Source organism: Microbulbifer sp. GL-2, assembly GCF_007183175.1.
GTDB lineage: Bacteria > Pseudomonadota > Gammaproteobacteria > Pseudomonadales > Cellvibrionaceae > Microbulbifer.
Genome location: NZ_AP019807.1, coordinates 2,910,001 through 2,922,545 on the forward strand (window position 1 = coordinate 2,910,001; position 12,545 = coordinate 2,922,545).

General features: G+C 48.8%; 8 protein-coding genes, 2 rRNA genes and 1 riboswitch (1 of these 11 running past the window's edge). Of the genes, 9 read left to right on the forward strand and 1 reads right to left on the reverse strand.

Going from position 1 to position 12,545, the window contains the following annotated elements:
• The 5 genes from GL2_RS12700 to GL2_RS12715 form a co-directional block, all read left to right on the forward strand.
• Window positions 1–1,646 (forward strand): 23S ribosomal RNA (locus GL2_RS12700) (it extends 1,238 nt beyond the left edge of the window).
• Between the two features lie 206 nt (window positions 1,647–1,852).
• Window positions 1,853–1,968 (forward strand): 5S ribosomal RNA (gene rrf, locus GL2_RS12705).
• A 42-nt stretch (window positions 1,969–2,010) separates the two neighbouring features.
• Complete coding sequence (locus tag GL2_RS21490; protein ID WP_172621045.1) at window positions 2,011–2,166, forward strand: hypothetical protein; 156 nt, start codon at window positions 2,011–2,013, stop codon at window positions 2,164–2,166.
• A 638-nt stretch (window positions 2,167–2,804) separates the two neighbouring features.
• Window positions 2,805–4,985: an Ig-like domain-containing protein gene (locus GL2_RS12710; protein ID WP_143731001.1), complete on the forward strand. Its 2,181-nt coding sequence runs from the start codon at window positions 2,805–2,807 to the stop codon at window positions 4,983–4,985.
• A 565-nt stretch (window positions 4,986–5,550) separates the two neighbouring features.
• On the forward strand, window positions 5,551–7,017 hold the full coding sequence (locus GL2_RS12715; protein ID WP_172621137.1) for a thioredoxin domain-containing protein: 1,467 nt from the start codon (window positions 5,551–5,553) through the stop codon (window positions 7,015–7,017).
• A gap of 71 nt (window positions 7,018–7,088) precedes the next feature.
• On the opposite strand, the gene GL2_RS12720 is transcribed toward GL2_RS12715, so the two are convergent.
• Window positions 7,089–8,015, reverse strand: a complete 927-nt coding sequence (locus tag GL2_RS12720; RefSeq protein WP_143731003.1) for an SGNH/GDSL hydrolase family protein — start codon at window positions 8,013–8,015, stop codon at window positions 7,089–7,091.
• A 275-nt stretch (window positions 8,016–8,290) separates the two neighbouring features.
• Window positions 8,291–8,389: riboswitch (TPP riboswitch) on the forward strand.
• An 86-nt stretch (window positions 8,390–8,475) separates the two neighbouring features.
• Here GL2_RS12720 and thiC point away from each other — a divergent pair.
• The 4 genes from thiC (at window position 8,476) to GL2_RS12740 (ending at window position 12,544) form a co-directional block, all read left to right on the forward strand.
• On the forward strand, window positions 8,476–10,386 hold the full coding sequence (gene thiC / locus GL2_RS12725) for a phosphomethylpyrimidine synthase ThiC (protein ID WP_143731004.1): 1,911 nt from the start codon (window positions 8,476–8,478) through the stop codon (window positions 10,384–10,386).
• A gap of 72 nt (window positions 10,387–10,458) precedes the next feature.
• The gene (thiO, locus tag GL2_RS12730; protein ID WP_143731005.1) at window positions 10,459–11,535 is read left to right on the forward strand and encodes a glycine oxidase ThiO; all 1,077 of its coding nucleotides are present in this window, start codon (window positions 10,459–10,461) and stop codon (window positions 11,533–11,535) included.
• The gene (gene thiS, locus GL2_RS12735) at window positions 11,535–11,735 is read left to right on the forward strand and encodes a sulfur carrier protein ThiS (protein WP_143731006.1); all 201 of its coding nucleotides are present in this window, start codon (window positions 11,535–11,537) and stop codon (window positions 11,733–11,735) included. Before thiO ends, thiS begins: the two co-directional genes overlap by 1 nt.
• 2 nt (window positions 11,736–11,737) lie before the next feature.
• Window positions 11,738–12,544: a thiazole synthase gene (locus GL2_RS12740; RefSeq protein ID WP_143731007.1), complete on the forward strand. Its 807-nt coding sequence runs from the start codon at window positions 11,738–11,740 to the stop codon at window positions 12,542–12,544.
• Window position 12,545 lies beyond the last annotated feature (1 nt).

A 12,545-nucleotide genomic window follows, 5' to 3' on the forward strand; every position in this document is an offset into this window, starting at 1 on the left:
CATGAGTAACGATAAGGGAGGTGAAAAACCTCCCCGCCGGAAGACCAAGGGTTCCTGTCCAACGCTAATCGGGACAGGGTTAGTCGGCCCCTAAGGCGAGGGCGAAAGCCGTAGTCGATGGAAAACAGGTTAATATTCCTGTACTCGCTATTGCTGCGACGGAGTGACGGAGAAGGCTAGGCCAGCATGGCGATTGGTTGTCCATGTTTAAGGTTGTAGGCTGGGGACTTAGGCAAATCCGGGTCCCTAAGGCTGAGAATTGATGACGAAGCTCACCTCGGTGAGTGAAGTGGTTGATGCCATGCTTCCAGGAAAAACTTCTAAGCTTCAGGCAATAGTGAACCGTACTCTAAACCGACACAGGTGGTCAGGTAGAGAATACCAAGGCGCTTGAGAGAACTCTGGTGAAGGAACTAGGCAAAATGGTACCGTAACTTCGGGAGAAGGTACGCCGGTTTTGGTGATGGGACTTGCTCCCTAAGCTGAGGCCGGTCGAAGTGACCAGGTGGCTGCGACTGTTTATTAAAAACATAGCACTGTGCAAACTCGTAAGAGGACGTATACGGTGTGACGCCTGCCCGGTGCCGGAAGGTTAATTGATGGGGTTAGCTTCGGCGAAGCTCTTGATCGAAGCCCCGGTAAACGGCGGCCGTAACTATAACGGTCCTAAGGTAGCGAAATTCCTTGTCGGGTAAGTTCCGACCTGCACGAATGGCGTAACGATGGCCACGCTGTCTCCACCAGAGACTCAGTGAAATTGAAATCGCTGTTAAGATGCAGTGTACCCGCGGCTAGACGGAAAGACCCCGTGAACCTTTACTACAGCTTTGCACTGAACTTTGAGCCTATTTGTGTAGGATAGGTGGGAGGCTTTGAAGCATTAACGCTAGTTATTGTGGAGCCGTCCTTGAAATACCACCCTGGTATGTTTGAGGTTCTAACTCTGGTCCGTTACCCGGATCGAGGACAGTGTATGGTGGGTAGTTTGACTGGGGCGGTCTCCTCCCAAAGAGTAACGGAGGAGTACGAAGGTGCACTCAGCATGGTCGGAAATCATGCAATGAGCATAATGGTATAAGTGCGCTTGACTGCGAGACAGACATGTCGAGCAGGTACGAAAGTAGGTCATAGTGATCCGGTGGTTCTGTATGGAAGGGCCATCGCTCAACGGATAAAAGGTACTCCGGGGATAACAGGCTGATACCGCCCAAGAGTTCACATCGACGGCGGTGTTTGGCACCTCGATGTCGGCTCATCACATCCTGGGGCTGAAGCCGGTCCCAAGGGTATGGCTGTTCGCCATTTAAAGTGGTACGCGAGCTGGGTTTAGAACGTCGTGAGACAGTTCGGTCCCTATCTGCCGTGGGCGTTGGAGATTTGAGAAGAGTTGCTCCTAGTACGAGAGGACCGGAGTGAACGAACCTCTGGTGTTCCGGTTGTCACGCCAGTGGCATTGCCGGGTAGCTATGTTCGGACGGGATAACCGCTGAAAGCATCTAAGCGGGAAGCCTCCTTCAAGATAAGATCTCCCTGGGAACTTGATTCCCCTAAAGGGCCGTGGAAGACTACCACGTTGATAGGCTGGGTGTGGAAGCGTTGTGAGGCGTTGAGCTAACCAGTACTAATTGCCCGTGCGGCTTGACCATACAACAGAGATGGTTACTAACGACTAGCGCAAGCTAGCGGATTGTGAGTTAGAGACACACAATTGATCGACTTGCGGTGTATTACTACAGATTGTTTTACCGACTTATTTGGGGTTATCGCCGGTCATATGACCGAGGCAAACAGCGATAACACGGCAGGCCAAGCAAAATTGCTTATAAGACCAACGCCAACCCAAGCCAGTTTGCCTGACGACCATAGAGTTGTGGAACCACCTGATCCCTTGCCGAACTCAGAAGTGAAACGCAACATCGCCGATGGTAGTGTGGGGTTTCCCCATGTGAGAGTAGGTCATCGTCAGGCTTCTAATCCGAAAGGGCCACCCAGTTGGGTGGCCCTTTTTTTATGCGTGAAAAAATATTTAATAAAATAAAAAATAAAAAATATCGGTTAAATAAATTAATAATAAAAACAGAAAAGCTAGAGAGATTAGAATTGGATCCTGGGTTGGAATTTATCGCCAGAAAAAATAGCCAAAAATCTGGCTGGAAAATCCAATAAGAAAAATACACGCTCAGAAAAATCCAAGAAAACCTCTGGCGCTTTTAATAAAGGCTTTTTCCCACACACCTTTACCACGAAAATAAATAACAGCTGCTATTTATTAATATCTGTCCTCCCACCACTGAGTTTATCTGAATAGTTTTACCGCACTACTCGTAGGGTTCTCAAAATCTTTGAGAGTGGTGGTGGATAAAAAAATAGTTTTTCAGGCTCGGATCAACTTGCTCCAGGTTTTATGCGTACGGAAAGGCTGAATAGAGTTTGGTGTTTTTGTAGATATTTTGTTGGTTTTACTTTCTTCCAAGCCATATTTTGATTGAACAGGCGTACAGGTTAGGCGTAAAAAACTTGATTTTAGTGCAAAGATTCAGGATAGTCGCCCGCTGCCTCTTTTTGTGCATTGGCGCACCTTTTTTTTAAGAAAAGCTTATTCAAAACAAAAAAGGTACCTTTTGGCTTCTTAACTGTACGAGTGGTCGATGAGAGCTAAAAACACATTAAGTCGTGTTGGGGAAGACTATACATACCCAGTTGGGGATTATGGCTATTGCCACTGGGCGCTAATGATATTGAAGGATAATTATTAGATGCACTTTCTTACATTGTATCAATCAGTTTCGCGATGGTTTCTGTTGTTGACCGTTGTAGTTTCACTGGCCGCCTGTGGTGGCGACAGTTCACGTATCGATAACGATAATGAGGGTTCCGGCTCGGATCCAATTTCACCAGAAACGGATACCTCTTATGTTATTAATGTAGAGTTGCGTGATTTAGGAACGGATGAGCTGATTGTAAGCCCCAACCCAGAGGAGCCAGTTCGTATCCAAGTGACGGTCAAGCTTGGTAATGGAGATCCAGTTGCTTCTGACAACATAACTGTCACAACGACCTTGGGTGAGTTGACACCTAATAGTGGAGTTGTGATGACTAATGACAGTGGTGTTGCATCTCTAATGCTGGATGTTGAAGGGCAAGGAGTAGGGAGTGCTGGTGAGATCATTGTAGCCTATGACAGTATTAGTACTGACCAGGAGCCTTACTCGCCTCTAAGATTCACAATTGAAGAGCCGTCTTTGCAACTTGGCTATTTAGACACCAATAAGCAGTTTGTGCCTGGTGGTTTGGAGATCCCTGCTCAAGATCTGTCTTCTAAGGGCAGCATGCCAATTAGTGTCTACGTACAGGGTCCTGATGGAAATCCCTACACTAAGCGGATGCAAGTGGTATTTTCCAGTAATTGTAGCTTGAGCCAACCAGCCGTTGCTTCCCTTGATTCTCCGGTTACTACGACAGAAGGTAAGGCAACTTCCACATATACAGCACAAGGCTGTGAGGGTGAGGATAGTATCACTGCCGTACTAACCGCTTACTCAAGTATATCGGCCAACGGCCAGCTTACTGTGATGCCTCCAGAGGTAGGCTCCATTGAGTTTGTTAGTGCTGAGCCTGAGGTAATCCATATCCAAGGCTCTGGAGGTAAGGGAACATCAGAAGTGCGCTTTCAGGTCTTCAGTAAAGATGATTTACCAATGAGTGGGGTTGAAGTGAACTTCTCTTTGGAGGAAGGGGAGGGAAACGTAACTCTTGTTGATAGCTCCGGAGCTACCGATGCAGAGGGCCAAGTAAGCGCCTTCGTTAATTCCGGAAGTGTAGCTCTACCAGTTTCAGTAAAAGCGTCGATTACCGATAGTAACGGGACCTCTTTTAGTGCCTTTTCCAGAGGGTTAGTAGTTTCTGCAGCCATCCTTGATCAGGAATCATTCTCTCTATCTGCTAGTAGCAAGAATCCGGGTGGCGATAGTGTTGATGGTGTCACCTCGACAATCACCATCCGGATCGGAACTCCTGATAATACGATTCCTGATGGCACCGTCATCTCCTTTAAAACAGAGTATGGGCGCATAGCTGGCTACTGTACTACTGTTGATGGGAATTGCTCCGTAGATTGGAATAGCCAGAATCCCCGAGCACCTATTGACTATGAATTCCTTGGTGATGATGGCTTGATGCACTCACTTCGGACTATTTTTAACACGACATGTCCTGTAACCGGGCTTAGAGGTGACTACCCATGCCCGCAACCTCTGGGTCAACCATATGGTGGCCGCTCTACTATTCTGGCCTATGCGCTGGGACAGGAAACTTTTACTGACGCGAATGGAAATGGGGAATTTGACACAGGTGAAACATTTATAGATTTACCGGAAGCATTTATAGATCACAATGAAGATGGTGCCTTTGGGAATTCCAAAAGTGATGGAGCTTGTTATCCTGATTGCCCAGAAGAAGGCGGCGATGAAGAGTTGTTTATTCCACTGAATGATAATGAAAAATACGATAGGGGTAATGATATTTATAACGGCCTTAGCTGCTCCAAGGCGGCTGAGGATGAGGGTGCCTGCTCTAAAGAACTGGTTCATGTGCGTGGTGAAATCGTAATTCTGGTAGCGGGAAGTGAGCCCTTCGGAATATTTTCTACAGCAGAGGGTGGTTATTCTTCTGAACCTGAAGTTAAAACTTCATTAGGGGGAACGGGTAACCTTTATTTCTATCTTTCTGACGTATACAATGGGCGCTTGCCTCAGGGTACGACGGTGAAGACTAAGTCAGAAAATTGTGAAGTCACCCCAGAGTCTACCGTGATTGGCAATAGCAATGTAATTGGCCCAGATCGAATTGCATTCTCTATTAATGCTCCCAATGATGCGGATATAGGTTCTGAGTACGTAAAGGTTGAGGTCAATGTCCCCGCTCTGGAAGGCAGTTCAGATACTGGTATTACTAAAATCTGGCAGTTCAAATGTACCGTTAACTAATTCGTTTTAGCCTGACGGGAGTCAGGGTTCTGATAGCAATTTGGATGCCCACCGAGCCGCAATAGCGGCTCGGATTCATTTCGGAGAGGCAAAGTTCGGATTTGCGATCGCTTGTTAATTTATTTCACTCTTTGTCAATTGGGTATCCTGTTATTGGTTAGTCTTGATTGATTACCAGCAGCTGAATCCGGAAATTGCTCGGTTATAGCAGTTTGACCCGAAAGGGCCGACCGCTAGGGAGGCCCTTTTTTATACTTTTATATAGTGTGTTTCTGAAATTTCCCGACTTACTAATATCTTGACTTTCTTTTACTTCACTGAAAGTACTTTCTTCTCCTCTGCCTGAATTCGTTGACTAAAGCGTCAAAAAACTTGCCTGGCTCCCATTTTTTGAAAGTGATGGCGACAAACCTCGCTGTAAGAGAATGAAATGAGCATTGGCGGGTAAGATTGGAAAAAAACGATAAAAGGAGTGTTACCAGTGAATCGGTCAGGGATTTTTTTAGTAATGTTGATGACTTTGGGCGCCTTGAGTGTAAATGGTGGTTGCTCAAAGGGTGTGAGAATGGCAGCAAAAACAAAGGCGCCGGATCAACAAACTGTAGCTGCACGGATTGATGGCCAGGAGGTCAGTGTACAGGCGTTGGATAAGGAGCTTCAGTTTGCCTTGTATGACATTGCTGAAATGGAGCATAAATTGCGGCTCAACAAGCTGCATGAACTAATTACCACACTAGAAAAAGATGGTGAAGAAATAGAAATTTTTCTTCCTGTCCCAGAGCCACCACGAATAGAGCTTAATTATGATGGCCGCACTATTCGAGGGAATCCAGAGGCGCCCATAACAATCGCTGTTTTCTGCTCCTTTCAATCCCCTCACTGCAAGTCCTTTCAGCCAACCTTGAGGCGTGTGTTAAATGACTTTCCTGGCTGGGTTCGCCAGGTGAATTTTGACTTCCCCCTTAAATTTCACCGAGAAGGTATCAAGGCTGCTGTTTCTGCCAAGTGTGCTGGAGAGCAGAACGCTTTTTGGGGGTATCACGATGCCTTATACGCAAAGACCCCCAATCTTGGTAGAAAGTCCTACTCCCAGACAGCGAGGAGTTTATCAATTGATGGCAGTCGATTTGAAACCTGTATAGAGGATATGAAGTATAAAGAGGAAATTCTGAAGGACCAGGCAGTAGCATTGGGGTTAAGTCTTAAAAATGTACCGGTAGTTTTTATCAATGGATTGTATTTAAAGGGGGAGCGAACATTTGAGCAATATTCTTACTGGATAAAAAAAGAGTTGGCTACTCTTGATATAGACTCAACCCAAAAACATACTTGGAATAATAGGAAAGAAAGTGAGCATAGAATTCCGCTTACAGCCCTTCCCCTGACTTTAGTTGGTATTAGTGAATCAAGTATATCTAGCAAGTCAAGGGCATTAATAGCCGTTGAAGGTAATGAGGCTAGCTATTTTGTACCGGATGAAGTTTTGCTCAAAGGCGTGCTCCTGAAGCACCTAAAGCGTGAATATGTAGTTATCGATAATCATGGCACCTTTGAGCGGCTGCCACTCCAGGGCCAGGTCGGTGATAGTATACCGATAACTTATTCGCATCAGCATGATGAGGTACTGCGTCAGCGTATTGAACAGCCACAGGGGGACGGCGGTAAAAAACTGATTGAACCGGCAGGTGTGCTGACCCTCGGTCAAGAGTGGTTAGCTAAGCAGCTTGAGCAGCGTGAGGAACTGGAGGCAAAATTTACCGAGGCAGAACTGGAAGTTGAGGGATACCAATTGATGCGCTTGGAAGGCGTAGCTGATAATGAATTCTTTACTGCACTTGGTTTTGAAGAAAATGATGTATTACTGAGAGTTAACGATAGCTGGGTGCACAGTGGTCAAAATGCTTTGTGGGATGCGCTTGCGAGTGGGCAGATAATCGATGTAGCTTTTATGCGTAAGGGATTGCCGCAGAGGTTACAGTATGTGGTTGAAGAGCTTGGCTACTTTGAAGAGAGTTCTGGTGAAGAGAAATAGAATTTAATTAAAGGGCCCACCCGTTAACAGCTACAGCCGGGCCCTTTGTTCACCGAGCAGATAATAGTTATTTATTTATCTGGGTTCCCCTGCCAAAGAATATCGGCCACGATATTCTGGCCTTGGACACTGGGATGGAAGCAATCACCGCCATCAATATCATCCTTACCAAACTGGAAAGTCCCAGCATTTACTTCATCTTCACCAGTGTACTCGGCTACCACCTCGACACCATTGGTACCGTTATAGCTCTCCGCTTCTTCAGCGAGTATTTCATTGTACCGCTGCTGGGCTGCACTAATGCCATCGTAGCGAGTGCTAAAGCTCTCACCGTTCATAGTGCCGCCATTGGTAGCAATTCGACAGATACCAAAAGTTGACCAGACACTTTCACAGTCCACCCGGGAGTTTCCAGCCTGCTTTTCCAAGCCTGCAGCACGCAGGTCTTGAACACGGGGTACGGAGCCGAGAAGAATGGTGGAGCCACTGGGAAGGCCATCGACCAACTTGTCGAGTCCTGCACGAATGGCAGAGCGCCACTCACCGTCGGTATAAAGCGGATCATTGCAGTTGGCTGGGTCGATACATTCTCGGTTACAGATATCGTTACCACCTAATACGACCTCTACATGGTCAGCTATATTACTCTGCGAAAGAATCCGGTCCGCCTGAACGGAGAAGTTATCTCCTCCACTGCGCATTTCAGCTCCGCTCTCTGCGGCATTTTTATTGGCGACCATATTGGGTGAATTAACTTTGTATTTATCATGAATACTCTCTACTGAGTTGTCATCACCATCAAACCAGGAATGTTCCGGCTGGTCACCACCGAGGAGACAAAACAGGTCCCAGAAATATTTATTTCGGGTACAGTCCGCACCGAATGCCATGGTAATACTGTCACCGGCAGCGACTGACTTGGAAGGGGCTGCCATTGCTGGCGGTATCGACAAAACGCATAAAGCTAGTGTTGCTACAACTCCGTATCTATTCCACATTGTGTTTTCTCCCACACCGACTTTCGTCGTAGATCATTATTTTTTTGGTACTGCATCGGTGAACCAGAGGAGTGTAGGTCGGAGTAGAACCGCATGAGGAGTGAATACTTCCGACCATTTGGTCAGTTTTGAATAAGTTGAAGTGTGTTGGAGTTTTGTCGTCTGGAACATTTAATTCCTCTTTCAGATGCACTTTATCAAATGCCGTTGAAGTAACATCGGAGGCGGGTCTGGTTGACCTTCTGTTCATATCTTTGTGCTTCCACTATACTGCGCTCTGCTTGTCGGAGTGCCTGTGGGCTGAGATCGCTGTTGCGAGATCCGTTGAACCTGATCGGGGTAACCCCCGCGTAGGGAACAAGATCTGAAGTCGCCTGTTTTATTTACAGTTTGGCGGCTTTTCTCTTTGTGTGTGCCCTGGATGCTGCGACCTTTAAATTTCCAAGCTTTAAGGTTACGCATGTCCGAGATCATTGAACAATCCGGTAAGACCGGAAAATCCTCCCGCGCTGCCAGTCGCGATTCTGCTAAAGCTTTTCTTGAGAACCTCACGGTTCAATCCTTTCCTAATTCGAGCAAAGTGTATTTGCCGGGTGAAACAGCGGGTATCCAAGTTGGCGCTCGCCAGATTTGCCTGGGGGACAGTGTGGTTGGTGGGGATGCTGAAAGCCCGGTGCTAGAACCGAATGAACCACTTACTGTCTACGATACTTCCGGGCCATATTCCGAGCCAAATTTTAAGGTAGATGTTCGTGAGGGGCTGCCCAAGTTACGACTGGGCTGGGTTGAGGCTCGCGGGGATACCGAGCTGCTGGACTCCCGTCAGGCGGCCTACAGCCAGAAACGTATGGCGGATCAGGGACTGGATCATATTCGCTTCGAAAATCTCCCCAGCCCACGCCGGGCCAAGCCTGGGCTGAATGTATCGCAGATGTACTATGCCCGCCGTGGCATCATCACGCCGGAGATGGAGTTTGTTGCTGTACGTGAAAATATGGGGCGAGCCAAATTAGCCGCTGAGATGAGCGAGGGCGAATATCAAAAAGCGCGGGACGGTATTTTTATTCCCGAGCAAATCACCCCCGAATTTGTGCGCAGGGAAGTCGCCGAAGGCCGCGCGATTATCCCGGCGAATATCAATCACCCAGAAGTGGAGCCGATGATTATCGGGCGCAACTTCCTGTGCAAGGTGAATGCGAATATTGGCAACTCCGCTGTGACCTCGTCCATTGAAGAGGAAGTGGAAAAGCTGGTGTGGTCCACCAAGTGGGGCGCGGATACGGTGATGGACTTGTCCACTGGGGCGAATATCCACGAAACCCGCGAATGGATTCTGCGAAACTCACCAGTGCCCATTGGTACTGTGCCGATTTACCAGGCACTGGAAAAAGTAGATGGTATTGCCGAAGACCTGAATTGGGATGTTTTTCGCGATACCCTGATTGAGCAGGCGGAACAAGGGGTGGATTATTTCACCATCCATGCCGGCGTGCTTTTACGCTATGTGCCGCTCACGGCTAAGCGTATGACAGGCATCGTGTCCCGCGGTGGTTCCATCATGGCCAAGTGGTGCCTCGCCCACCACCAGGAGAATTTCCTCTATACCCATTTTGAGGAAATTTGCGAGATCATGAAGGCCTATGATGTGAGCTTCAGCCTCGGTGATGGCCTGCGTCCGGGCTCTATCGCCGATGCCAATGATGAGGCCCAGTTTGGTGAGCTCCATACCCTTGGCGAACTCACCGAAATTGCCTGGAAGCACGATGTGCAGACCATGATCGAGGGCCCTGGTCATGTGGCCATCCATAAAATCAAAGAGAATATGGATGAGCAGCTGAAGCACTGTCACGGCGCACCTTTTTATACCCTCGGTCCTTTGACCACAGACATTGCTCCCGGTTACGACCACATTACCTCGGGCATTGGTGCTGCGCTAATAGGAACTTATGGCTGCGCAATGCTCTGCTATGTGACGCCCAAAGAGCACCTGGGCCTACCTAATAAAGAGGATGTTAAAGAGGGCCTGATGGCCTATAAAATTGCGGCTCATGCCGCAGATTTGGCCAAGGGGCATCCGCGCGCGCAGAAGCGCGACGATGCCTTATCCAAAGCCCGATTTGAATTCCGCTGGGAGGACCAGTTCAACCTCGGTTTGGACCCGGAGCGTGCACGTTCTTATCACGATGAGACCCTGCCAAAGGAATCCGGCAAGGTCGCCCATTTCTGTTCGATGTGTGGCCCGAAATTCTGCTCCATGAAAATTACCCAGGACGTGCGTGATTATGCAGCCAAGCAGGAAGCGGCACAGGGTATGGAAGAAATGTCGATTAAATTTAAGGATATGGGTAGCGAGATTTATCACAAGGGCTGAATATCGTTCAGGGGAGAGGGTACTCTCCCCGAGAGAAGAGTATCTATTTGGATTTGCGGAGGTAGGCGGTCTGTGACAAGCGAAACCAAAGCCAGAGTAGCTATTGCCGGTGGTGGTCTGTTGGGACGTTTGCTCGCCTGGCGACTCTGCCAGCGGGACTTTGATATCACACTGTTTGAAGCTGGTGACTTGACTGCCCCAGAGGGTGGTGCCTGCTGGACGGCGGCGGGAATGATCTCGCCGCTGTCGGAGCTGGTTCACAGTGATAAACAGGTTTATACGCTGGGTTTGCAAAGTCTCGATCTTTGGGCTGAATGGTCCAGGCTGCTGGAGCAGCAGAGCGGGAGTACGGTGAAGTACCGTAAAGCGGGCTCGGTGCTGGTGGCGCACGGCAAGGATAGAAGTGAGTTATTACAATTCCTGCGAGAGCTGCAGGGAAAGTTGGGTGATTCGGCCCGGGAGCAGATTCAACTTCTGGATGCAAAAGCATTGGCGGAACTGGAGCCCGGGCTGCAAAGCTTTGAACATGGGCTCTACCTACGCAATGAGGCAGATATTGATAATCACCGCCTGTTGCCCATATTGCTCAGTGTACTGCGTCAAGGTGGTGTGAAGCTTCGCGGGCACAGCCAGGTGAGTTGTGAGGCTGGGCGCATTTCCCTGGTTTCGGGGCAGGAGCAGTTTGACTGTATTATCGATTGTCGCGGTCTCGGTGCCAAGGGACAGATTGAAGGCCTGCGCGGTGTCCGTGGTGAGGTGATGGTAGTGGAATCCCGGGAAGTGGTTTTACGGCGCCCAGTGCGCTTGCTACACCCCCGTTACAAACTCTATGCCGTGCCCCGCAGTAATGGTCGCACCGTAATTGGTGCCACGGAAATTGAGAGTGAGGACCTTTCTCCGATATCAGTGCGCTCCAGTATGGAATTATCCTCTGCACTTTACTCCCTCAACCCCGCTTTCGCCGAGGCTCGTATTGTGGAGACCCGCGTGAATTGTCGTCCCGCAACTATGGACAATATGCCTTATATACATAGCGAGGATGGACTTGTTCGGGTGAATGGCCTTTACCGCCACGGTTATCTTTTAGCACCGGCAGTGGTAGAGCAAGTCGAGAATCAGGTGGCACAACAACTGTTACAGGTGGTTTGATGCAGGTATTAATCAATGGGGAAGCTCATGCTCTTGAGGCTCCCATAGAACTCGCTGCACTTTTACAGCAGCTGGGATATCGCGGGGAAACCTTTGCTGTTGCGCACAACGGTGGCTTTGTTGCTCGCTCGGAATATATGAATACTCAGGTAGAGAGTGGTGATAGCCTTGAAATTGTCGCACCGGTAGTGGGGGGCTAAGAGTGAGCGATCAATTAACGATTTACGGAAAAACATTCAGCAGCCGCCTTTTAGTAGGGACTGCTTTATATCCCTCTCCCGCAATCATGCGCGAATCAGTGCAAGCCTCATCTTCAGAAATTATTACCTTATCCCTGCGTCGACAGAACCCCGCACAGCAGAAGGATAATATTTTTTGGGATTATATTCGCGAGTCCGGTTGTCAGTTATTGCCGAATACCGCTGGTTGTAAATCCCCACGGGAAGCCGTAGAGCTGGCAAAAATGTCCCGGGAGATTTTCCAGACCGATTGGCTCAAACTGGAAGTGATTGGCGATGATTACAATCTACAGCCCGACCTTTTTGGCTTGGTGGATGCGGCGCGGGAGTTAATTCAACTCGGCTTTAAAGTCTTGCCTTATTGCACTGATGATTTGGTGTTATGTCGCAAACTCCTGGATGTGGGTTGTGAGGTATTAATGCCCTGGGGGGCGCCAATTGGCACTGGCCAGGGGCTGTTGAATAAATACAATCTGCAAACACTGCGCGAGCGCCTGAGCGATGTACCGCTGATTATTGATGCTGGCATCGGTGCACCATCACAGGCTGCGGAAGCACTGGAGATGGGATTTGATGCAGTACTGCTTAATACAGCTATCGCAAAAGCCCAGAACCCGGTTCTTATGGCGCTGGCCTTTAAGCTGGCAGTGGAGTCCGGGCGTGCCGCCTTTAACGCCGGCTTAATGCTCAGACGCCAAACCGCCAGCCCCAGTACCCCCACCCTGGATATGCCGTTCTGGCAGCAAGCTGAAAGTATGCTGCCAGATTAAG